The organism is Pseudotabrizicola sediminis (assembly GCF_004745575.1).
Classification (GTDB): Bacteria; Pseudomonadota; Alphaproteobacteria; order Rhodobacterales; family Rhodobacteraceae; genus Pseudotabrizicola; species Pseudotabrizicola sediminis.
Window position 1 is genome coordinate 53,152 of record NZ_RPEM01000008.1, and the last position, 22,971, is coordinate 76,122.

21 protein-coding genes are annotated in these 22,971 nt (G+C 61.9%); 10 read left to right on the forward strand and 11 right to left on the reverse strand.

Annotated features, from left to right (window positions below):
* Positions 1-15: 15 nt before the first annotated feature.
* From EEB11_RS12635 to EEB11_RS12655, 5 genes are all read right to left on the reverse strand, one after another.
* Positions 16-873 (reverse strand): branched-chain amino acid ABC transporter permease, encoded by an 858-nt coding sequence (locus EEB11_RS12635; RefSeq protein WP_135431913.1) that lies wholly within the window; start codon positions 871-873, stop codon positions 16-18.
* On the reverse strand, positions 860-1,585 hold the full coding sequence (locus EEB11_RS12640) for an ABC transporter ATP-binding protein (RefSeq protein WP_135431915.1): 726 nt from the start codon (positions 1,583-1,585) through the stop codon (positions 860-862). The genes EEB11_RS12635 and EEB11_RS12640 overlap by 14 nt, the downstream gene beginning before the upstream one ends.
* Complete coding sequence (locus tag EEB11_RS12645; RefSeq protein WP_135431917.1) at positions 1,582-2,310, reverse strand: ABC transporter ATP-binding protein; 729 nt, start codon at positions 2,308-2,310, stop codon at positions 1,582-1,584. The genes EEB11_RS12640 and EEB11_RS12645 overlap by 4 nt, the downstream gene beginning before the upstream one ends.
* Positions 2,311-2,332: 22 nt before the next feature.
* Positions 2,333-3,628: an ABC transporter substrate-binding protein gene (locus EEB11_RS12650; protein WP_135431919.1), complete on the reverse strand. Its 1,296-nt coding sequence runs from the start codon at positions 3,626-3,628 to the stop codon at positions 2,333-2,335.
* Positions 3,629-3,694: 66 nt separating this feature from the next.
* Positions 3,695-4,513, reverse strand: a complete 819-nt coding sequence (locus EEB11_RS12655) for an SDR family NAD(P)-dependent oxidoreductase (protein ID WP_135431921.1) — start codon at positions 4,511-4,513, stop codon at positions 3,695-3,697.
* A gap of 340 nt (positions 4,514-4,853) precedes the next feature.
* Here EEB11_RS12655 and EEB11_RS12660 point away from each other — a divergent pair, with 340 nt between their 5' ends.
* Positions 4,854-6,458 (forward strand): XylR N-terminal domain-containing protein, encoded by a 1,605-nt coding sequence (locus EEB11_RS12660; protein ID WP_135431923.1) that lies wholly within the window; start codon positions 4,854-4,856, stop codon positions 6,456-6,458.
* A gap of 35 nt (positions 6,459-6,493) precedes the next feature.
* Here EEB11_RS12660 and EEB11_RS12665 read toward each other — a convergent pair whose 3' ends face one another.
* The 4 genes from EEB11_RS12665 to EEB11_RS12680 all read right to left on the reverse strand — a co-directional run bounded on the left by EEB11_RS12665 (position 6,494) and on the right by EEB11_RS12680 (position 10,341).
* Positions 6,494-7,768 (reverse strand): ABC transporter substrate-binding protein, encoded by a 1,275-nt coding sequence (locus tag EEB11_RS12665; protein ID WP_135431925.1) that lies wholly within the window; start codon positions 7,766-7,768, stop codon positions 6,494-6,496.
* Positions 7,769-7,832: 64 nt separating this feature from the next.
* The gene (locus EEB11_RS12670; RefSeq protein WP_354002097.1) at positions 7,833-8,543 is read right to left on the reverse strand and encodes an alpha/beta hydrolase; all 711 of its coding nucleotides are present in this window, start codon (positions 8,541-8,543) and stop codon (positions 7,833-7,835) included.
* On the reverse strand, positions 8,483-9,442 hold the full coding sequence (locus tag EEB11_RS12675) for a VOC family protein (RefSeq protein ID WP_135431929.1): 960 nt from the start codon (positions 9,440-9,442) through the stop codon (positions 8,483-8,485). Before EEB11_RS12675 ends, EEB11_RS12670 begins: the two co-directional genes overlap by 61 nt.
* Positions 9,439-10,341: a dioxygenase family protein gene (locus EEB11_RS12680; protein WP_135431931.1), complete on the reverse strand. Its 903-nt coding sequence runs from the start codon at positions 10,339-10,341 to the stop codon at positions 9,439-9,441. The genes EEB11_RS12675 and EEB11_RS12680 overlap by 4 nt, the downstream gene beginning before the upstream one ends.
* Before the next feature lie 90 nt (positions 10,342-10,431).
* On the opposite strand from EEB11_RS12680, the gene EEB11_RS12685 reads away from it, so the two are divergent.
* The 4 genes from EEB11_RS12685 (at position 10,432) to EEB11_RS19575 (ending at position 14,532) form a co-directional block, all read left to right on the forward strand.
* Complete coding sequence (locus tag EEB11_RS12685; protein ID WP_135431933.1) at positions 10,432-11,400, forward strand: LysR family transcriptional regulator; 969 nt, start codon at positions 10,432-10,434, stop codon at positions 11,398-11,400.
* A gap of 513 nt (positions 11,401-11,913) precedes the next feature.
* The gene (locus EEB11_RS20455; RefSeq protein ID WP_167852734.1) at positions 11,914-12,153 is read left to right on the forward strand and encodes a hypothetical protein; all 240 of its coding nucleotides are present in this window, start codon (positions 11,914-11,916) and stop codon (positions 12,151-12,153) included.
* Positions 12,154-12,420: 267 nt separating this feature from the next.
* Complete coding sequence (gene ftsH, locus EEB11_RS12695; protein ID WP_354002098.1) at positions 12,421-14,343, forward strand: ATP-dependent zinc metalloprotease FtsH; 1,923 nt, start codon at positions 12,421-12,423, stop codon at positions 14,341-14,343.
* Between the two features lie 36 nt (positions 14,344-14,379).
* The gene (locus tag EEB11_RS19575; protein WP_167852735.1) at positions 14,380-14,532 is read left to right on the forward strand and encodes a hypothetical protein; all 153 of its coding nucleotides are present in this window, start codon (positions 14,380-14,382) and stop codon (positions 14,530-14,532) included.
* Positions 14,533-14,617: 85 nt separating this feature from the next.
* Here the strand turns inward: EEB11_RS19575 and EEB11_RS12700 are convergent, their stop codons facing one another.
* Positions 14,618-15,496: a universal stress protein gene (locus EEB11_RS12700; protein ID WP_135431935.1), complete on the reverse strand. Its 879-nt coding sequence runs from the start codon at positions 15,494-15,496 to the stop codon at positions 14,618-14,620.
* Positions 15,497-15,511: 15 nt separating this feature from the next.
* Positions 15,512-15,748 carry a universal stress protein gene (locus tag EEB11_RS20320; RefSeq protein ID WP_135432139.1) on the reverse strand — a complete coding sequence of 79 codons (237 nt, stop codon included), beginning with the start codon at positions 15,746-15,748 and terminating at the stop codon, positions 15,512-15,514.
* A 209-nt stretch (positions 15,749-15,957) separates the two neighbouring features.
* Between EEB11_RS20320 and EEB11_RS12710 the strand changes: the two genes are divergently transcribed.
* From EEB11_RS12710 to EEB11_RS12730, 5 genes are all read left to right on the forward strand, one after another.
* Complete coding sequence (locus EEB11_RS12710; RefSeq protein ID WP_135431937.1) at positions 15,958-16,185, forward strand: helix-turn-helix domain-containing protein; 228 nt, start codon at positions 15,958-15,960, stop codon at positions 16,183-16,185.
* Positions 16,185-17,900: a cation:proton antiporter gene (locus EEB11_RS12715; protein WP_135431939.1), complete on the forward strand. Its 1,716-nt coding sequence runs from the start codon at positions 16,185-16,187 to the stop codon at positions 17,898-17,900. Before EEB11_RS12710 ends, EEB11_RS12715 begins: the two co-directional genes overlap by 1 nt.
* 37 nt (positions 17,901-17,937) lie before the next feature.
* Complete coding sequence (locus EEB11_RS12720; protein WP_135431941.1) at positions 17,938-18,708, forward strand: SDR family NAD(P)-dependent oxidoreductase; 771 nt, start codon at positions 17,938-17,940, stop codon at positions 18,706-18,708.
* Positions 18,708-21,311: a cation-transporting P-type ATPase gene (locus tag EEB11_RS12725; RefSeq protein WP_135432140.1), complete on the forward strand. Its 2,604-nt coding sequence runs from the start codon at positions 18,708-18,710 to the stop codon at positions 21,309-21,311. Before EEB11_RS12720 ends, EEB11_RS12725 begins: the two co-directional genes overlap by 1 nt.
* Before the next feature lie 85 nt (positions 21,312-21,396).
* Positions 21,397-22,971 (forward strand): Na/Pi cotransporter family protein, encoded by a 1,575-nt coding sequence (locus EEB11_RS12730; RefSeq protein WP_135431943.1) that lies wholly within the window; start codon positions 21,397-21,399, stop codon positions 22,969-22,971.

Sequence of the window (22,971 nt, forward strand, 5' to 3'; positions counted from 1 at the left end):
AACAGTTGTCATATCTCAGACCTTTCCAAACAGTCCCTGCGGGCGGATGGCCAGCACGAGCAGAAAGACAAGGTGACCGGCCAGCACACCAAAACCGGGGTCAATGCGAAAGCCGATGGCCTGCGAGACGCCCAGCACCATGGACCCGATGAACGCCCCCCAGACCGAGCCCATGCCGCCGATGATCACCGCCTCAAAGGCGTAGATCAGCTGCGCGCCACCGTCGGCCGGAGCCACAGTTGAGCGCAGCGACTGAAATACGGCGGCAAAGCCGAGGATACCGACGGCAATGGCGGTGGCCGAGGCATAGACGGCGCGGGCGTTGATACCACTCATCGACGCGGCCTCCACATCGGCCGAGGCTGCGCGCAGTGACCGGCCAAAGCGGGTGCGCTTCAGCACAAGGTCGAGGCCCCAGGTCAGGGCGGTGGCAAAGGTCAGCACCAGCACCGGCAACAGACCGACATAGATGCCGCCGATCTGGATCGATTGACTTTCGATGCCGCCCCCCGGCAATGATCGGCTGTTGGCCGACCAGATCTGCAACATCATGTTTTGCAGCGCAATCGACAGGCCAAAGGTCGCGATCAGCGACGGCAACGGATCGTCGCCTACCACCTTGTTCAGCACGACCTTTTGCAGCAGCCACCCCAGCGCAATTGCCAACGGCACAAGCGCGACCATCACCGTGAACGGACCCCAGCCAAAGTTGGAGGCCAGCGAAATCCCGATCAACGACAAAAGAATTACCAGATCGCCATGGCTGACATTCACGATCCGCATCACACCGAACATCAAGGCCATGCCAAGGGCATATTGCGCATACATGCCGCCAAGCAAAATACCCTGGATCAGCGCGTCAAACCACTGCATGAGAGCCTCCGAAATACGCCCCGGCGATCTGTTCTCGAGTAATGGCTGACGAGGCTCCGGTCAGGGTCACGCGCCCCTCCAACAGACAGAAAATCCGGTCCGAGGCGGATTGCGCGAGGCCGACATCTTGCTCCACCACGATGATGGCAGTGCCTTGGGCCCTGATCTCGGGTAAGGCCGCGTATATTTCGCGGATCACCTTGGGTGCCAGACCCAGGCTGATCTCGTCACACAACAGCACGCGCGGCTGGCTCAGCAGCGCGCGGCCGATCGACACCATCTGTTGCTGTCCACCCGACAGGTTCTGCACCTCGGTCCGGGCTTTTTCCTTCAGGATCGGGAACAGGCGGTGCAGCCGCTCCAGCGACCAGCCTCCCGTTCGCCCAAGCCTGTCGGCCTGATCCATTGCCACGCGCAGGTTGTCATCCACCGACATGCCGGTAAACAGGCGACGGCCTTCGGGCACGATGGCCACGCCTTTCTGAACCATGCGATCGGTTGGGGTCCCTCCGATGGGCTGGCCGTCCAGCCGCACCATTTCGGGCTTCACCGCCATCAATCCCATGATGGAGCGCAAAAAGGTGGATTTCCCCGCGCCGTTCGCGCCAATCAGCGCCACAGCCTCGCCTTCGGCCACGTCGATATCAACGCCATACAGCGCCTGAAAGTCACCGTATCGGGCAACAAGACCATGGGTGGAAAGCACCGTCATGCCTCAACCCCCATATAGACTCGCTTGACCTCTGGATTGGCGATTACCTCCTGCGGCAGGCCTTCAGCGATCTTTTCCCCAAAGTTCAGCACCAGCAGCCGATCAGCCACCGCCATCAGCGCGTGCAGCACGTGTTCGATCCACACGATTGTTACGCCGCGGTCGCGGATGCGCCGCACCAGCGCGACCAGTGACTGCGACTCCTCTTCCGTCAGTCCGCCCGCAATCTCATCCAGCAACAAGAGCTTTGGATCTGACGCCAGCGCCCGCGCCAGTTCCAGACGCTTGCGATCCAGCAAGGTCAGACTGCCCGAGGGGGTGTTGGCTTTGCTGGCCAACTCACATTCGGTCAGGACCTGCGCACAAAACGCATAGGCGTCCCGCTCGGACCGTCCGCCGCCAAAGGCTGCTGCGACCAGCAGGTTTTCAAAGGTCGTCATGCCCGAATAAGGCCGGGGGATCTGATAGGTCCGCCCGATGCCCATGCGGCAGCGCTTGAAGGGCGGTTCGCCACCAAGCGCCGTGCCCCCGAGGCGGATTTCCCCGCCTGAGGGTTTGATATCGCCACTGATCATATTGAACAGAGTCGTCTTGCCTGCACCGTTGGGGCCAAGAATTCCCAGCACCTCGCCCCGATACACATCGAAGCTGACCTCGTGCAGCACCCGAACCGCGCCGAAACTTTTCGACACGTCTCTGGCCTGCAAAAATGCGTTCTGGCTCATTCCCGCCCCTCCGATTGCAGGCTCACCAGACGATCGGCACAATGGCCTGTTCGGGTTCGAACAGTTGGTTTACCGAATTGTCGACGATCTTCAGATCATAGGGCCAGCTTTCGCCCTTTACCCACTGCCCGCCAAAGATCGGCATGGTGCAGATGTTCTTGTGCGGGGTGCCGCCGAATTTTACCGGGCCGCAAACCGTGGTGATATCGGTCGCCGCCATTGCCTCGCGGTTGGCTTCGCGGTCCATCGGGTCTGTGGAACGCTTGAGGATGTCGATCGCCACCTCCAGCAGCGCGTGAGAATAGCCCAACGGCTGTGTCCATTGGCGCTTCTGGTCGGCCTCCCATTGACTTGCCAATGCGGCACTGTTCTGCCCGGTGATGGTCGAGTTGAACGGAAAGGCAGGCGTCCACCAGACTTCGCTCGACATCCCGTTGCCAAGCTCTCCCATCGCCTCCACCCCGCCGGGGAACAGAAGCGCCGCCGCCACGGTCACGGCGCGTGGCTTGAAGCCCTGCTGGTTGCACTGCGTGACAAAGGTTTTCAGATCATCCGGATAGGTGATGCCACCAATAATATCGACTCCGGCCTGCTTGAACGCGGCAATCTGAGCGGAAAAGTCGTTCGTGCGCGGCTGGAAATAGCCGGGAATTGTGACTTCGTATCCTGCAGCGCGCGTGGGCACCGGCAGGCCATAGTCGTTGTTGCCCCAGGTCTCGCCGTCGATGTTCTGCGGGAACAGCATGCCGACCTTTTTGTTGGTTTCCAAACCGTCCCACAGGCCGACAAAGGTGTTCAGCGCCTCGTCCAGACCCCAGAAAAAGTGATAGGTCCAGTCAAAGTCACCACCCCCCCGCGGCATGATTACCGCCTGCCACGGGGCCCCGGATGAAATGCAGGGGGCCTCATACAACTCCGCCTGCTCCATCACCGGCAGGATGGTGTCGGTGGTGGAGGCGGGCACCATCAGATGCACCTCTTCGTTCAGGATCAAGTCACCGGCCAGTTCGGCGGCCTTGTTGGGGTTCGACTGGCTGTCGCGCTCCAGGATTTCCAGCTCATAGGTACTGCCATTGGCAGCCTGAAAAGTGCCGCCCAGCGCGTCGCGGATCTTTTGCACGGTATAGCCGTCGGTTTCACCGAAAAGACCAAGTGGACCGGTCGCCGGGCTGATATAGGCCATCTTGACCTTACCCGCCGTCTGGGCGCGCAGATAGGTTGGCGTTGCAAGTGTCGAAGCAGCAATGCCGGCACCCATGCCCCGAAGCACAGACCGGCGACTGATCCCCGATTTGACCAGTGTATTGTAATAGGTCATCGTTGTTTCCTCCCTCTTGTTGACCATACGACCTGCTTCCTCCTCACAGGCCGCAAGGCGATGAACTCACGTCATCCGTATTAATGAACCACCGTCGATCACAATCAGCGATCCGGTGAAATATGCCCCCGCAGGCGAGGCCAGCAGCAGCGCCAGACCCTTGATGTCATCGACATCTCCGATCCGCCCGATCAGTGATTGCGACTCAAACGCCGCGCGGTCGGCTTTGTTGCGCAGCCGCCCACCCGCGATATTGGTAATGAACGGCCCCGGCAAAATGGCGTTGACCCGTATCCCATACGCCCCCAGCTCCATCGCCATGTGGCGCACAAACTGGTTCACGGCCGCTTTCGCAGGCATATAGCTGGTGCCGACGATGCTTTCATTGATGAGCGCGGCGATGGATGAGGTCACTATGATCTCGCCCTTGCCAGCGGGTTTCATGTGCCGCACGGCGTTCTTTATCGTCACATAAACTGACGTCAGGTTTATCTCGATACCACGGTCCCATTGTTCGTCCGGAATGTTTTCGATGGCCCCGTCAGGGTTGCGCTCACCAGTCGGAGTATTGAACCCTGGCCCCGGGTCGATGCCCGCATTGGCAAACACCGTGTCGATACACCCGTGGCGCACGGCCACCGTATCAAAGGCGGCAGCCATGCCCGGTCGATCACCGACATCAACGATCTGGCCCCAGACATCCCATCCCTGCGCAACCATTTCGGCGACGGCCTGATCCAGTCCAGTGGCGTCGATGTCAAAGATGCAGACTCTCGCACCCTGTTGGGCCATGATTTCGGCGTAGGCCTTACCAATGCCGCTGGCCCCTCCGGTTATGATTGTCGATTTGCCGCGGACATCGAACATTGTCTCAAGTGCTGCCATCTGATCCCCCTCCGGACAGTGTGCCTGCAATCCACCCGCAGTTGAGCCCAAAGGCACTCAAAGGGACCCGATCGCGCCGGGTCTTCCCAAAAGCATTTGCGGAAAGATCCCACCCACCTCCCAGAAAGCGGAACCAATACCTTCAGTGAACATGTGAACCGACCTACAAGTCAAATGCGGAAGTCAGCGGTTAATATATCATTTCAGCATAAGTGTAAAATACTGATAAATAATGATAAAATCAAAATTGACCAGTAACCTCTAGTCTGTGGCAAAATTTGATTCATCAAATGATTAAATTTCTTTGCTTATTTAAGAATAACTGCAAAGAGTTGACGGCATGAAGTCTCCGCTGCTTCCCCTGAAACGTACAATCGACTCTCCTGGATTACTGGATCGCGGAGGCCGCCCCACGGTGCGCGAACTGCTGGGCGGTCTGGCGTTTGATGCGCTGACCGGCGCGCTCCACCTGAACGGCGAGCGGGTCACCCTGCAACTTGCAGAGGCAGACCGCGTTCTGCGACGCGAACTTGTGCTTTTGCTTGGCGAGGATGAGGCGCGGATACTGATGCTGCGACGCGGGTTTCGGATGGGGCAGCATGATGCGGGTTTTGTCGCGCAATCCTGGCCTGCATTGGACCGGGGCGATGCTTTCTCTGCCGGCACACGCCTGCATATGTTTAGCGGCATCGTCCGGGTCGAAACCATCCACAATGATTTCGATTTTGCGCGAGGCCGGTTTTCTGCAGAGTTCCTCTGGCATAACTCGGTAGAGGCCGAAGATGGGCCAGACCAGCCCCGACAGTCGGACCGCCCAGTGTGCTGGCAGCAACTGGGTTATGCGTCTGGATACGCCAGTTTTTTCTTTGGGGTGCCTGTCATCTACAAGGAAACCCAATGTGTCGCTCAGGGGCATCGCTGTTGCCGCGTTCAAGGCAGGTTGGCGACAGGCTGGGGCGAGGATGACCCGGATGTCATCTTGTTCCGCAACCGAATACTGCCTCGGATACCAGAGGCCCCCCGGCGCAAGCCGCAGGCCGGTCAGGTGCCCGATGCGGCGGATATGCCGATTTTGGCCCCTGTGCTGCGCTGGCTTGAAAAGGCGGCGCTGTTGCCTTTGCCCTGTCTGATCGCCGGGGCAGGCAGTTGCGGGCAAGAGGTCGCAACTGCACATCTGCTGCGGCTGTCGGGTCGCGCTGATGGAGCGCTGCGGCTGACGGGGGCCAACACTGGTGTCGAGACCTTGCGTGCAGCATTGGCCCAGCAGCGCAAACCGCGCCGCAGGGATTTCCCTCCCGCACTGGTTCTTGACCGCATCGAGGCGATGCCCGCCCCCGCACAGGAAGAACTTGCGTCCGCGCTGAGCATTCAGGAACCGCAGACGTGGTCCCGGCTGGTGGTCACATCGGCACTTCCTCTGTCACATCTGGCCGCTGGGGGTGTTCTGCCCTCGCTCTGGGCGAGGCTCGCACCACTTTCGACAGAACTGCCCGGACTGGCTGACCGCCTGGCGGATCTGCCGCACCTGGCAGAATTACGCTTGCCACGCCTGGCGGCACAGTTGGGTCTTGATCCACCGGTGGTTGCTCCGGGTGCACTCGACCAACTTGGTGATCAGCCCCCCCTCCACGGCGTCGAGGGGTTGGAGGCCATTCTGACGGCGATTTTGGTGGATACGCCAGAAGGAGCGCCCATAACGGCCACCTTGGTCGCACGCGCCTGTCAGCGTGTGGCGCCCCGGCCAAAACTGCTGGGTGAGTCAAATGAGCTTGAGGCGCAGATCGCGGCGCAGATGACAGCAGGTTCCTTTTCCTTGCCCGCACACGAAGCCCGCATCCGTGCCTTGGCGCAACTGCAGGCCAACGGCAATCTTTCGGCAGCGGCGCGGCTGTTGGGGATCAGTCGGGCCCAATTGGCATACCGGGAAAAGGTTGGGCAGAAATAGCGGCGGGCCAAGGCTTGGCTCCGCCGCTGCTTGCATCAGGACAACGCTTCCATGGTGCCGCCGGTCGGGATTTCGGTCGCACCGCCGTTTTCGACGATGACCAGATCATAGCCGCCGCCGTCCTTCATTCGCCACTGGCCACCGGTCAACGGGGTTTTGCACACGTTGCGCGCAGCAAACTCCGGCACGCCCGCGCCATTCCACGCCACCTTGCCCACGATCGTGTCCAGATCGGTGGCGGCCACCGCTTCTGCCACGCCATCGCCATCGGTCGGGTCGCTCGCACGTCCCATCACATTTGCCGCAACCTCGAACAGGGAATGGACAAAGCCGATCGGCTGCGTCCATGGGCGGCCTGTTTTCTCGGTAAAGGCCGCCGCCAGATCAGCAGAGCTTTGCCCGGTGATCGACGATGCAAACGGGTGCGACGGCGTCCACCATACTTCGGACGAGAGGTTGTGCCCGGCGGCCCCCAATGTTTCCACCGATTGCGGGAACAACAGAGCCTTTGCCACCGTTACCACCTTTGGGCTGACGCCTTGCTGACGCAGCTGGTTCCAGAATGTGGTGAAATCGGGCGGGATCAGCACACCGGTAATAATATCCGTGTTTGCCGCCTTGAACGCGTTGATTTGCGCAGAAAAATCATCGGTCAAGTTCTGAAAGCTTCCGGGGTTGGTCAGATCAAAACCAGCCGCAGCCAAACCAGGGCGCAGCCCATTGTCATTGTCGCCCCAGGCATTGCCATCGGCATCGTTGGGGAACAGGCCACCAACGCTCTTGTTGGTTTCCAACTGATTCCACATGGCCGTATAGACCCTGATCACATCTTCCATGCCCCAGAAGTAGTGGAAAGCATAGTCAAACGGCTTCCAGCTTGCCGGATCGCGCGGGTTGCCCTGCTGGCCGATGAACCACGGCTGCCAGGGCGCAACGGTGGTGATGCAGGGGATCCCCTCGCCCTCGCACACGCCGGCAACCGGATTGGTGTTTTCCGGGGTCGATGCGGCCAGCATCAGGTTTACCTCGTCGTTCAGGATCAGCTCCTTGGTCACCTCTGCCGCACGGTTGGGATTGGACTGGCTGTCCTTGACGATCACCTCGAACTCTCGGCCGATCTCAGAGGCGAGAAATGCCTCGATGTTGAAGGCGTCGCTTTCGGCAAACCCGGCCAGCGGGCCTGTCTGGGGCGAGACAAACCCCAGTTTGATCTTGGCACCCTGAGCAATCGCCGGTGCGGCCAGAGCTGATGCTGAAAGTGTCAGGCCGGTGGCAGAAGCGGTACGCAGGAATGAGCGTCTGGTGATCATCTTTTTCTCCCTTTGAGTTGCGCGGCCGTGCTTGTACCGACCGCAGATGTGACGACAGACGGCCCTACTGCAAGGCCGCCATCTTGTTTGTCTTGGTGCGGATCAGATCGGTCAGAATGGTTCCCAGCATGCTGACCTCGGCATCGCAGACCTCGTGCGCACGTCCCGGGAAAAGTTCTGCGCGCAGTCGCGCCCGGCCCTGCCCCAAATCGAGCACCGCATCGGCAAAGGCTGCCACCGGAATCCACGGATCGGCATCCGATCCGGTCAGATAAACCGGCAGGTCGGGTGGCAAGGCCTGCGGGCGTGCGTCGCCGCGCTGACCCACGCGACAGCCGGTAAAGCCCACCAGTGCGTCGGGCGCGGGGTGCCCGGAAAACACATATTCCAGCGCAAGGCACGCTCCTTGCGAGAACCCGGCCAGCACCAGTGGAAGCCCCGGACAGGCGGCCCGCGCCGCAACGATATCGGCCTGCAGTTGATGCCGCGCGGCAGACAGTGCACTTCGGGTGTCCTCGGTCAGCGCATCTGTCGCGCGGGCGGCATACCAAGCCCCGCCCTGAGCCCGGGGCATCACAAAACACACATTCTGCGTATCAAGTCGCGCAAGAACATGGGCCTGCATCTCTTCAGGCGACTGGCCCCGGCCGTGGACAAGAACGCAGACCGCCCTTGCCCCATCCGTCGCCCCCATCCAGAGCGCGCCCCCCATCATCAGACGAATTCTGCCGCTTCCAGGCCTTCGCGCAGTTCCGCCTCGCGGTCCTTGAACCATGGCGGAAACACCAGCGTCTTGCCGATCTGACCGGGGGGTTCATCTTTGGCCCAGCCTTCGGGCGTGGTCCACGCAAGCTCGAACAACGCACCACCCGGACTGCGGACATAGCAGGACTTGAAGTAGTTGCGGTCCTTCTGTTCCGAGATGTCGGTGAACCCCAAGCCCTCGATATGGGCTCGCAGCTTCATCTGGCTGTCCTCATCCCCGGTGTTCAGCGCCAGATGGTGGATCGTGCCCCCCGACAAGGTCCATGTACCGGCCGGGCTGTCACGATCTTCGATCACCTCAAGGCGCTGTACCACGCCATTCGCATCCGGAACGCGATAGACAATCCCTTCGTGGCTATCGGCTTCTTTGGTCAACGGCAGGGCGATCGTCATGAAATCGTCCATCGCGGTGCGGTCAAAGCAGGCGACAACCGCGCCATAAATTCCCTTGATCCCATGTTCGGCCCCGATGCCCTGCACAGTGTTGGTGATCGGCGTACGCGGATCGCCATCGCTTTCCACCAATTCGTGCGGAATCCCGCAGGGATGTGCAAAGGCCACCCGGTCAGCGCCGAAGCGGGTGATCTTTTCTGCCGCAATACCGCGCGCGTTCAGCCGATCCACCCAGAACTGTGACGCACCCTTGGGAATGGACTGCAGGATCGTGCGCGACTGGTTTGTGCCGCGTCGACCATACACACCGGGTTTGCGGAACGGAAAGGTGGTGATGATTGTAGAGGCGTCTCCCGAGGGCGAGCCGTAATACAGGTGATACACCGGGATGGTGCCATCAAACAGCACCGTACGCTTGACCGAATGAAGGCCGAGCGTTTTGGTGTAGAAATCAAAATCCTCCTGCGCACCGTCGGTCGACATAGTCAGGTGGTGAAAGCCGCTGATCTGGCTCATGGTGTTTCCTCCGTTTCAATTCTGCTTTGCCTCAGCGGACAAAGCACCAGGTTTACGTCAAGCATGCGCCCCGCGGCTGGATCTTTTGCAGAACGGAATTCTGCCAACAGTTCGGGTTTCACGCCAAAAATCGCATCTCGCCCGATGGCATCATCGGCGCGGTCAAAGATATGGGTAACCAGCGTTTCATGGCCCTTGGCCGAGACGCGAAAATGCAGGTGCGCCGGTCGTTCAAGGCACAGACCGAGCGTCTCCATCAGCCGACCAACCGGCCCGTCAGAGGGCAGAACGTAGCCGCGCGGCATCACGGAACGAAAGGCAAAGCGACCCAGCGCATCGGTGCGAAACCTTCCGCGCAGATTGTGTTCTGGCTGCAGATCGGGTTCCTGATTTTCGTACTTCCCCTCGGCATTGGCGTGCCACACCTCCACCAGCGCGTCCGATAGCCGCCTACCGGTCACGCTTGCGATCTTGCCGCCCACCGACAGTGGCTCTCCCCTGCCGTCCCGCGAGATATCGGAGCCAAGCGGCAGATCGGGCGCGTCAGCGCGATAGAATGGCCCGGCAACCGTGTTGGGCGTGGCACCCGCCGGGCGCAAAGCCTGCAGATCATCGAGCAGCGAAGACAGACCCATCACATCAGCCAACAGGACCCATTCCTGACGGCGGGGGTCGGCCACGTGCCCCACTTCGGTCAGAAATTCGATTCCCGCACGCAGTTCGGCGGGGGTAAGGCGCAGATTTTCGATCAGGTCATGCATGGCCAAAACGACGGCACCCAGCGTCTCGTGCAGCCGGGACGTGCCTGCGCGGGCCATCCGGTCCGCCAGCTCTGCTGAAACCCTCCTGGCCTGTGGCGGGTTTTCTCCCGCACGCAGCCTGCCATGCTGCCCTTCCATCCATCGGGGCCTCCCTCCCCTTGAGACAGGAATATCGTGATCCGGAAGAAATCTGATTGAGTTGTTCGCCGCACAGTATAGCACTATGGCATGAAGCTGAATGAACGACATCTGATGCAGCTGGCGGCAGTCCTTGATGCTGGCGGGGTTTCCGAAGGGGCCGCGATGCTGGGCCTGACTCAGCCCGCCGTCAGCCGCTCACTTGCCATGCTCGAGGCACGGGTGGGCGAGCCCCTGTTTATCAAGGGCCGTCGTCCGTTGCAGGCCACGGCTTTGGGCGGCCAGCTTGCGGTGCAGGGGCGGGCGATCATATCCGCATCCCGGCGGGCGTCCGATGTGGTGCAGGGCTTTGTGCGCGGCACAACCGGACAGGTGCGCGTGGGCGGCGTGCCATTTTTCATCGACGCAATGATCAGCCGGATGATTGGCGAGTTTCTCAATCTTGAACCCGGCATTACCGTTCAGCAGGCCTATATGAACCTGCCCGAATTAGCGGCAGGCCTGGAGGCACATCAGATCGATCTTGGTATCGTGCCGATCGGGGCGCTGGAACTCGGCTCGCGCTTTGTGTTCACCGAGATCTTGCCGGGCCGCAATATTGTGGCCTGCCGTCCGGGGCATCCGCTTATGCGCAAACGTCCATTGGAGGCGGGCGACCTGACCCGCTATCCTTGGGTCGCCCCGCTGCCCGGATCGCCGCTGATGTCCGATCTCCAGATGATCCTGATGTCGATTGGTATGTCAGACCTGAACATCCGGTATTCCGGCGGATCGTTGATGAGTGTGGTTCATGTTCTGGCGGAAACCGATGCCTTGGCAGTCCTGCCGTTTTCGGTGGTATTCGCGCAGCGGCAAGACAATCGGATCGTAGTGCTCCCCTATGACATTCCTCAACCCAACCGCTCGCTCGGAATTCTGCGATTGACCACGGCCGCCCGCAACCCCGCAGTCGAGCGTTTTTCTGGCTACATCATTTCGGCTTTTGATGACCTCAAACATGTGATCCGTCGTCACGAACGCTCTGTGATCTGGGGTGCAGGCCCGGAGAGCGAAAGCTGACAAAATGCAGCGCGGCGACTGCCTACTTTACGAATACCGGCGACCAAGTTGGGCCAAATACGACCCCTTTCACCGAGCGGGCAGCGGCAAGACGAGTGATCGATCCTGTTCAGCGCGGAACAGCCCGCGTTTGGCACCGTCGCAGATCGCCACTATGGTCCTGACCACCACCGGTTCGATACGATAGCCAGCAGCCCCGCGTCCGCGGCAACCAGCGTGGTGACATTCCCGTCACCGGTCTCGCGCGAGAGCGGCTCATTGCGGCGAGGTTTGGCATTGGCCCCTGCAGCCAGTCGCGCTCAATCATCGTCGTCACCACGATCTTTGCCGCTGGCCCGCCCCCCCCCTTGTCAGCGGCAGGGCGCTGTTTTGGGGGCGCTGTGCCCCGGGACCGAGGACGATGACCTGAGTTTCCTTAGCCATGGCGGGTTCGTCTACTGGTCGAGCGTGGCAACTAAGGCAGTGATGCACGACATCAGGTCGTTGTGGTAGCGCTGGGCAGGATCACGCGACATGTTCGCCTTCCTTGAAGGCGCTGTCGGTGAACTGATGCAGGAGGCTAGCGTAGTGGTTCAGGAAGCCGACGTGGCCCCAGTCAATCTCGTGGGGGTGGGTCTCGAAATGGTCGGCTCAAAGAGCCTAAATCAGTTCCAGAATTGCGTCGGTTTGGAACTTGGTGGTCATGAAGGCACCAAAGGCTTTGGTGTTTTCTGTCGCGCAACGAGTGGTTATGGCTTGATCGTCCTTCGGTAAGCTACATGACCCTGGTGACCAAAGTGCAATCGGCTGAATTTCATGCAATATTATCATGTTAAAGGGCGCAATCGCAACCTTGCCTGCCCTTCATGAAGACGAATAGCCGGCCGCTCTCCGGCAGGTGCGCAGCGCATTCGAAACTTTCGCGACCACGATCTGATCTGCATCAAGGCCCTGGATGTCTGCCCAGGCAATAATGGCGCATTCACGCACACCTGTTTCGGGGGTTGGCTTTCCTTGACACAGTTTTGATTGGGATGAGACATGGAAAATCACGTACCACCGCCAGAACCGTCAGAACGGCCGACTTTGGCACGGCTGCTGTGGCCCGTGGTTTTCATGCTGGTTGGGTTTGCGTTTCTGTCCACGCAGATGCCCTCGGGGACTTCGGCACCAACCGAGGTTTCATATAGTGAAATCAAGGCTCTCATCCGTGGCGGACAGGTGGGCCAAGCGACCCTTGAAGCGTCAGCCATCGTCGCCACCCTGCACAGCCCGACCGCCACAGGTGCCAACCGGGTGCGCGCCATCACCCCGCAGCAACCTGATGCCGGCCTGTTACCACTGCTTGAGGAAATGGGTGTGACGGTGACAGCCCAAGAGCCACGAGCACCGTCGGCTCTGATATCCCTGCTGCCGTGGCTTCTGATCATCGGCTTCTACTTCTGGCTCAGCCGTAGAATGATGGGCGGGATGGGCGGCGGTATGGGTGGCGGCCTTCCGGGGGGTATCGGGGATTTCTTGGGCGGACGGGCGGCCAAACCTGTCAAACCCACCCGCAAGGTGACCTTTGCCGATGTCGCAGGCCAGGACGAGGCCAAGCGCGAGGTGTCGGAACTGGTTGAATTCCTGCGCGATCCGGACCGGTTTTCCAAGGTTGGCGCAACCGTGCCGCATGGCGTCTTGCTGATGGGCCCGCCCGGCACCGGCAAGACGCTGCTCGCCCGCGCGCTGGCAGGCGAAGCAAATGTGCCGTTCTTCTCCACTTCCGGGTCCGAGTTCATCGAGGTGTTCGTGGGCGTCGGCGCAGGCCGGGTGCGCAAGATGTTCGAAGAGGCGCGCAAGCAATCGCCCTCGATCATCTTCATCGACGAGTTGGACAGCATCGGCCGGACGCGCGGCACCGGCCTTGGCGGTGGCCACGACGAGCGCGAACAGACGCTGAACCAGATCCTTGCCGAGCTTGACGGATTCAGCCCGCGCGAGGCGGTGGTGGTGCTGGCCGCCACCAACCGCCCCGATGTGCTGGACCCTGCATTGTTGCGCCCCGGCCGGTTCGACCGGCATGTGACGCTTGAATTGCCCGACAAGATCGCCCGGCGGGCAATCCTTGATGTGCATGTCAAGGATCTGCCGCTGTGCCATGATGTCGATCTGGATCAGGTGGCAGCAGGGACTCCGGGGTTTTCCGGGGCAGATCTCAAGAACCTCTTGAACGAGGCAGCGATCACTGCGGCCCGCCGGTCGGCGGCAGACATTACCCCCGAAGATCTGGATCAGGCGCGCGACAAGGTGATGATGGGCACGGTGCGCACACTGGCGATTCAGCCGGACGAAAAGCATCGCCTTGCCGTGCACGAGGCTGGGCATACCGCTGTGGCCTTCTACAACCCCGGTGCCGATCCGATCTACAAGGTCACGATCATTCCGCGCGGGCGCAGCCTTGGCAGCACCCACATGCTGCCCGAACATGACCGCCACACCCTGCCCGAGGCATATTTGCAGGTGCAATTGACCACGCTTCTGGCCGGGCGGGCGGCGGAAAAGTTGCTGCTCGGCTCGGTCAGTTCGGGGGCCGATGACGATATCCGCCGCGCCACGGTGCTGGCGCGTTCAATGGTGGCGCGCTGGGGCATGGACCCCGACATCGGCCCGGTCGATCTGCGCGACAGCGAAGATCACCCGTTCCTTGGCCAGCAGATCGCCCAGCCGCGCAGTTTTTCGGACCAGACGGCTGCGCGGGTGGATCAGGCGGTGATCTCCCTGTTGCACGCAGCCGAAGCGCAGGCATTGCTGATCATCGAGTCGCACCGCGACCCGATCGAGCAACTTGTCGCCCGGCTGGAGGCCGATGAAACCCTCGACCTGCCAGCGATACGGGAATGCCTTGGCCCGAATGACACCGTCACCCCCTTCGTCAAAGGCCGGGCAGGACGCAAACAACCCGCCGCCGACCGAACCCGATAGGACTTTTGCGGACAAGAGCAGCGCAGGATGACGACCATGTCCGAGACTATCTTTCGCACCAAGGGCCTGACCAAGGTCTCGGTCAGTCAGCCTGTTCTTCGGAATTTCACCATGGACTACAAATACGATCCGGCACCGTGCGCGAAGACTTTCGCCCGGTCGCATGGCTCTGTAGACGGCACGATCTGATCGGGTTGACAGGTCCGTAGCAGAAACGACGCGAGGTGTTCTCATTCGCCTTTTCTTTACCCTTTGGGCTCAAGAAAGTTGGCGATCAGTGCGCTAGAAGAACTGGCATTCTCAGATCGGTCAGAACGCCTTTGGTCGCCCCTCCAAGAATGAAGTCGCGGATCCGGGAATGGCCGAAGCCGCCCATGGCCAGAAGTTGCGCGCCCTCGGCAAGGGCCGTATCCTGAAGAGATGCTGCGATGCTTCTTCCGTCCAGCGTCAGGTCGACAGCTTTTGCCTCATAGCCTCGCAGATCAAGAGACGACACAAGGGTCTGCGCAAGGCCGGTCCGACGCAGCGTCTTTTCGTCTTGCACTGTCAGGACAGAAATCCTGCCCCCTGTCGGCAGGATTTGCAGCGCGTCACGAAGCGCCCGAGCCGCAACACGGCTCTCGTCCCAAGCGATGGCAATATGGTCGACGGTTCCCGCTGTGGCGTTTGGAGGTACAAGAATCACGGGAAGCCCAGACCCAAAGATCATGGCTTGTGCCATTTCCTGTGTTGCAAAAGACTCTGCCGACCAAAGCACCAACGACAGATCAAAGTAGCGCCCTTCTGCCGCGGCGATTGTCGGCACCTGGCCCACCACGACGTCTTGACGGGTGACGGAAACCTCGACGCCGGAACCGCCAGCCGTCTCGACAAGGGCTTGCAGACGTTCGCACTCTGCGCGACTGCGCGCTTCCGCTGCGCGTGACAGGCCCTCCACGTTGATGAGATACCCCCCGATCGGTGAAGGCACCGGAGGAAACTGCACCGCGAAAGTCGTGACATGCACCTTGCATCCGAGCGCGCCTGCAAAGCTGATCGCGCCCCGGATGGCATCGTCGGAGGCGGCTTCTGGATAGGTGTTCAAGGGGATGTAGACAATGCAATCAGGCAAGTTGTGTTCTCCTTTGACAGTTGCAGTGTGGGATTCTTGCAAACGGCATAGCGCCAATCAGGCCGCCTCGGGCGGAATGGTCAGGACGTCACACTTCGCGTCTTTCAGGACCTGCTGGACCACGCTGCCCAGAACCATGCGGGCGACTGCGCCTTTACCTTGGTTCGCAACGACGATCAGGTCCGCTTTAGGCTCTTCCGCCGCCTTGAGAATTTCATTGGCGACGGTCGTTTCATCAGGCCGGACGACCTTTTCTGCCTGTTCAATCCCCAGCCGTGCGATGAACGCCGCCAGAGACTGTCGCGCTTGACCGCACGTCTGAGCGCCCGATCAGACCTTTCCGAGAAATCGGTCGCGAACATGATCCTTTTCATGGTCTGCCCTCCTGTCCTTGGGATGAAGGCAATTCAAACACTCAGGATGGTCACATGGATTGATGCAGATCAATCAAACGCGACAATCCTTCGCTATTCTTTACAAAACCGTATGGGAAGCAGAAGGCCATGCCGCTTGATCAGTATCAAACCGTCAAGGAAGTCGCTGAACGCCTGAAGGTGGCCGAGGCGACCGTGCGTCACTGGATCAAAATCGGCCAGTTGCGCGCCATCGATATCGGCAAAGGCTGGCGCATTGCCAATGTCGATCTGAACGAATTCCTGCGCCTGCATCAGACTGCACCGAGGCAGCACAGCGATGAACCGAACGGTCTTGATGCAGAAGGGAAGCCTTGATGCCGGTACTGACCTCCTTCGCCGAAGTGGCCCTGCTTCTTGTCATGGCTGCCGTGATCGGTCTTGTCGGCACGCTGGCGCGGCAACCGCTGATCGTCAGCTTTATTGCTGTCGGGCTGATCGCGGGGCCTTCGGCGCTGGATGTGGTGCGGTCGGACGCGCAGATAGACCTGCTGTCCGAACTCGGCATTGCGGTTCTGCTGTTTCTGGTCGGCATTAAGCTGGACGTGAAGCTGATCCGGTCGTTGGGGGTGGTCTCGGTATTGACCGGGCTGGGGCAGGTCGTCTTTACCGCGTTTTTCGGCTATCTGATCGGTCTGGCGCTAGGGCTTGGTCACATCACAAGCCTTTACGTCGCAGTCGCGCTGACGTTTTCCTCGACCATCATCATCGTCAAGCTTTTGTCCGACAAGCGCGAGATCGACGCGCTGCACGGCCAGATCGCGCTGGGGTTCCTGATCGTGCAGGACCTTGTGGTGGTGCTGGCGATGATCGTGCTGTCGGCCATCGGCATCGGCGCCGCAGAGGGCGGGCATGGCGGCGGGTCGGTGGCGATGGTGCTGGCCTCCGGGCTGGCGCTGGTGGCGGTGGTGGTCTTGTTCGTGCGCTACGCCGCCGATCCCTTGACGGAACGGCTGGCCCGCGCGCCCGAACTTCTGGTGATCTTCGCCATTGCCCTCGCCGCAATGTTCGCCGCCGTCGGCGATTTCGTTGGTCTGGGAAAGGAGGTGGGCGGCCTGATGGCGGGCGTGGCGCTGGCCTCGACCCCCTACCGCGAGACCATCGCCGCCCGGCTGGCACCCTTGCGTGACTTCCTGCTCTTGTTCTTCTTCATCGCGCTTGGGGCCACATTGGACCTGTCGCTCTTGGGCACGCATGTCACCGGGGCGATCCTGTTCTCGATATTCGTGCTGATCGGCAACCCGTTGATCGTGCTGGCGATCATGGGGGCGATGGGCTACCGCAAGCGCACCGGTTTTCTGGCCGGGCTGACCGTGGCGCAGATCAGCGAGTTCTCGTTGATCTTCGTTGCCATGGGCGTGTCGATTGGCCATGTGACCGACGATGCGCTTGGTCTTGTCACCATGGTGGGCCTCGTGACCATCGCAGCCTCGACCTACATGATCACCTACTCACACCAGATCTACACGGTGTTCGAACCGCTGCTTGGCGTCTTCGAACGCAAGGGAACTCCGCGCGAACCGTCCGACGTGGGCGCGCATGCAACGAGCGGCTACAAGGTCATCATCTTCGGTCTGGGACGGTTCGGCACCGCAATCGGGCTGCGCCTGAAGAAGCGTGGCATCCGGGTGCTGGGCGTGGACTTCAACCCGCAAGCGGTCCGTCGGTGGCGCGACCTTGGCCTTGAGGCCGACTTTGGCGATGCCAGTGACCCCGAGTTTGTCGCAGAGTTACCGTTCCGGGGGGCAGAGTGGATGGTGTCAACGGTGCCGATCCACTCCACGGGCCTGAGCCACGAAGATACCCGCCGGACCCTCATCCAGCTGGCACGATCCGCCGGGTTCTCGGGCCGGATGGCAGCAGCCTCGCACAGTGCGGGCGACACTGAGGTGTTGTTCGGCGCGGGTGCCGATCTGGTGCTGGAGCCTTTCCAGGACGCCGCCGACCGCGCCGTAGATCTGCTATGCGGCGCCACCGAAGAACAGCGCACCGAGTTTCCCGAGATCGCCGCAGAAGGTCGCGAAGTAGGATGAAGTCCAAAGCCGAATTGACAGCCAAAAGGAGAACATCATGAACCGACTTGCAGACAAAACCGCCATTGTGACCGGGGGTGCCGTCGGCATCGGCCGGGCCTGTGTCATCCGCATGGCCGAAGAAGGTGCCAAGGTTGCCATCCTTGATATGCTGGAGGCCGAGGGCAAGGCGTTTGCCGCCGAGTTGACGGCTGCGGGCCACGAGGCCGCCTTTTGGCCGGTTGATGTGACGGACGAGGCCGGTATGAAAGCCGCCATCGACGCCGCAGCCGCCCGGTTCGGCGGCCTGCACGTGCTGGTGAACAACGCCGGTATTTCCGGCAGCCCAAAGCCCACCGATCAGGTGACCGAAGCCGAGTGGGACCTTGTACAGGCTGTCAACGTCAAGGGCGTTTTCTTCGGCACCAAACACGCGATCCCGCATCTGCGCGCAGCGGGAAAGGGGTCGATCATCAACCTGTCGTCGATTGCAGGTCTGATCGGCATCGGCGGCCTCGCACCGTATCATGCCTCCAAGGGCGCGGTGCGCCTGATGACAAAGAACGACGCCATCACCTATGCGTCCGAAAAGATCCGGGTGAACTCGATCCACCCAGCCTATATCTGGACGCCAATGGTCGAAAACCACCTGCGCGCCACCGCCCCTGATCTGGAGGCGGCAAAGGCGGCGGCGGGGGCCGCACATCCCATTGGCACAATGGGCGAACCTGACGACATCGCCTGGGCGGTGGTCTGGCTCGCCTCGGATGAAGCAAAGTTCGTCACCGGCACCGAAATCGTCATCGACGGCGGTTACACGGCGCGATGATGGGCCTGACCGACCCGCACGCCACCCCTGCCGCCGACTGCCTTGCCGGTCTTGACGCCACCCCGGATGGCCTGACTGCGCCCGAGGCCGCGCGGCGGCTGGCTGAACATGGGCCGAACCGATTGCCCGAAGTGCGGGCGCGGGGGCCAGTGGTCCGCTTCCTGCGGCAGTTCCACAATGTGCTGATCTATGTGCTGATCGGTGCTGCTGTGGTGACGGGAGCCCTGCAGCACTGGGTCGATACCGGCGTGATCCTGGCGGTGGTGCTGGCGAATGCGGTGATCGGCTTCATCCAGGAGGGCAAGGCCGAGGCGGCGATGGCGGCAATCCGGAGCATGCTGGCACCGAAGGCCGCCGTGTTGCGCGATGGGCGGCGGGTTTCCGTGGACGGGACCAATCTTGTGCCGGGCGACATCGTTCTTCTGGAAGCTGGCGACAAGGTGCCCGCTGATCTGCGGGTCATCGAGGCCCGAGGGCTGGCGGCGCAAGAGGCGATCCTGACCGGCGAATCCGTGCCGGTGGAAAAAGGCCAGACCCCGGTTGCCACCGATGCCGCCCTTGGCGACCGCCGGTCAATGCTGTGGTCGGGTACGCTGGTCACTCAAGGCACCGCGCGCGGGCTGGTGGTGGCGACAGGCGCGGGCACCGAGATCGGCCGCATTGGCGGGCTTCTGGCTGGGGTCGAACAACTGACCACCCCCCTGGTCGCACAGATCGACCATTTCGCGCGCTGGTTGTCGGTCCTGATCCTGCTGGTGGCGGGGCTATTGCTTGTGTGGGGCTACTACGTTGGCCACATGCCTTTTGCAGACCTGTTCATGGCTGTGGTCGGGGTTGCAGTGGCGGCAATCCCGGAGGGCTTGCCCGCAGTGATGACGATCACGCTGGCCATCGGCGTGCAGGCTATGGCGCGGCGGAACGCCATCGTGCGCCGGTTGCCTGCAATCGAGGCGATCGGTTCAGTCTCGGTCATCTGCACCGACAAGACCGGTACCCTGACGCGCAACGAAATGGTGGTGACCGCAGCGGAGACAGCGGACGGTGCCTTTGCCATCGATGGCGAGGGGTATGCGCCCGAAGGCGCCATCACCCCGGCAGGGGATCTGGTTCCGCTCGCCCGCGCGGCAGCGTTATGCAACGACGCCGCCCTTCACTGCAAGGACGGGGTCTGGACGGTCGAGGGCGACCCGATGGAAGGCGCGCTGCTGGCCTTTGCAGGCAAGGTCGGCAGCGATCGTGGACAGCGGCGGCTGGATGCGATCCCGTTCGACAGCCGCCACCGCTTCATGGCGGTGCTGACCGAAGGCGCGCAGGGCCGGTTGATCCACGTGAAGGGCGCGCCCGAGCGGGTCTTGCGGATGTGCGCAGGGCTGGATCATGCCCATTGGCACCACCGGGCCGAACAGCTGGCACGGCAGGGTTTGCGCGTTCTGGCACTGGCCGAGCGGGCCGGGACAGGGGACCGGATCGATCCCGCGACCCTCGAAGGCGGGCTGACCTTTCTTGGCCTCGTCGGCCTGATCGACCCGCCCCGCCCCGAAGCCATCGCCGCCGTTGCCGAGTGCCGGACCGCGGGCATCCGCGTCAAGATGATCACCGGGGACCATGCCGGAACCGCCGCCGCCATTGCGGCACAGATCGGGCTGGCCAACCCGCACCGTGTGCTGACCGGCGCTGATCTGGACAAGCTGGACGATGCCCAACTGGCGCTGGAAGTGGCGGATGTCGACATCTTTGCCCGCACCAGCCCGGAACACAAATTGCGGCTGGTGACCGCGTTGCAGGCGCATGGCCTGGCGGTTGCGATGACGGGCGACGGGGTGAATGACGCGCCCGCGCTCAAGCGGGCCGATGCGGGCATCGCCATGGGGCTGAAAGGGTCGGAAGCGGCAAAAGAGGCCGCCGATCTGGTGTTGGCGGATGACAATTTTGCCAGCATTGCCGCTGCGGTACGCGAAGGTCGAACCGTTTACGACAACCTCAAGAAGGTGATCAGCTGGACCCTGCCCACCAATGCGGGCGAGTCGATGGTGGTGGTGCTGGCGTTGCTTCTGGGCCTTGCCATGCCAATCACGGCTGTGCAGATCTTGTGGATCAACCTGATCACCGGCATCACCCTCGGCCTCGCGCTGGCCTTCGAGCCGACCGAGGCCGGCACCATGACCCGCCCGCCGCGCCCACGACATGCGCCCATCCTGTCGGGTGAGTTGGTCTGGCACGTCGTTCTGGTTGCGCTGCTTTTTCTGACTGCGGTCTTCGGCGTGTTCACCTATGCTATCGGCAAGGGCTATCCGCTGGCCTTGGCCCAGACGATGGCGATGAACACGCTGGTGGTGCTGGAGATCTTCCAGCTCTTCTTCATCCGCAACATCCACAGCACCTCGCTGACATGGGCGGCCGTGCGCGGAACACGGGTGGTCTGGACCGTGGTCGTCGCGGTGACCGCCGCGCAGTTCGGTGTCACCTACCTGTCGCCCCTGCAGGCTGTTCTGGGGACCGAAGCGGTGCCGTTCCGCGACGGCCTGCTCATCATCGGCGTCGGCGTAGCCTTCTTTGCAATAATCGAAATCGAGAAGCAGATCAGACTGGGCTTCCGGGGATGAAGAGGATGGCAGAAATCAAGAAACGATCTCTGATGTCCCGTCGGCATGACCTGCGGCGCCGGCTGGCCTGCTGCGCGGTCGATCCATGACAGGGGGACTTCTGGGGTTTCTGGGCGGCATCGGGCTCTTCCTGTTCGGGATGGAGACGTTGACATCGGCCCTGCGGTCGCTTGCCGGTGAGGGGTTGCGGCGCTGGCTGCTGCGCATGACATCCACCCCCTTTCGCGGCGTCCTGACCGGGGCAGGCATTACCGCTGTCGTCCAGTCGTCAACGGCTGTCACGGTGATGACCATCGGCTTTGTCGGCGCGGGGCTGATCGGTTTTTCGCAATCGCTGGGCGTCATTTACGGCGCCAACATCGGCACGACGATGACCGGCTGGATCATCATGCTGGTCGGGGTAAAGCTGAAGCTGGGTGTGCTTGCCCTGCCCGTCCTGTTTGCAGCGTCCCTGATGGGGGTCCTTGGCGAAGGACAGGTGGCGCGGGTGGGCTGGATGCTGGCGGGCCTGTCGCTGCTGTTCATCGGGCTGGACCTGATGCAGGCCGCCGCTGCGGGGGTGAACGCGCACATCACGCCTGACTGGCTGCCCCAAGACACCTGGACCGGACGGCTGATGATGGCGGCGATTGGACTGGTGCTCGTGGCGATCATGCAAAGTTCGTCGGCAGGAATCGCGCTGACGCTGATCCTGCTGGGGGCGGACACGCTCAGCTTTGGGCAGGCGGCGGCAATGGTGGCGGGCATGAACGTCGGCACCACCCTGACAGGTTTCCTGGCCAGTCTGGGCGGCGGCAGCGAAATGCAGCGCGCAGCCCTTGCCAACCTGTTGTTCAATCTCGTCTCGGCCATGTTGGCGTTGCCGCTGATCGCTGTACTGGTGCCGCTGCTGCACACCCTGAACACCGGGCCGGATGATCAGACCGCGCTGGTGTTGTTCCACACGGGATTGAACCTGTTTGGGGCGGCCGTGTTCCTGCCGCTGACAAAGCCCTTCGCGGCGCTGGTGATCCGGCTGGTGCCGGACCGCCCGGTAACCCTGGCCATGGCGCTGGACCCGCAGCTTCTGGCTGACAGCGGTACCGCGCTGGATGCCGCCGCGCGCACCGCGACGGCCATCACCGAAGCCATCGGGCAGGCATTGCAGGCCGCACTTGCCCCGCAACACGCACGCGATCTGCGCCCGCTGGCCGCGCTGCCAGGCCAGGTAGTGCCCGCCCGCAAGGCTTTGGAAACTTGGCTTTCGCGGCTGCACGTTCCGCCAGACCGGCCAGAGCTGTTGAGCCGGATGGCCGCACTGATGCATCTGACCGACCACATCACCCGGCTGGCCGCGCGCAGCCAAGAACATACCCGTATCGCCCATCTGGCCGACAACCCGCGACTGGCCCGACCTGCCCGGACCATTGCCGCAGCCCTTGCCAAACCGCGCAAGGCAGGTCAGGCTGCCCGTCTGTTCGCCCACATCCGGGGCCTTGCGCTGCGGCACCGGCGCGGGGCGCTGTTGCGCGAACATGCCGGCATGATCAGCCCGGTGGAGGTGTTTCGCGAAACCGACGCGCTGCGCTGGCTCGACCGGGTTGCCGAACATGCCGAACGGATCGAGCACTACGGCGCGCAGGCCGCAGGTCCGCAGATCAACGCAAAGCGCCCGGTTTGA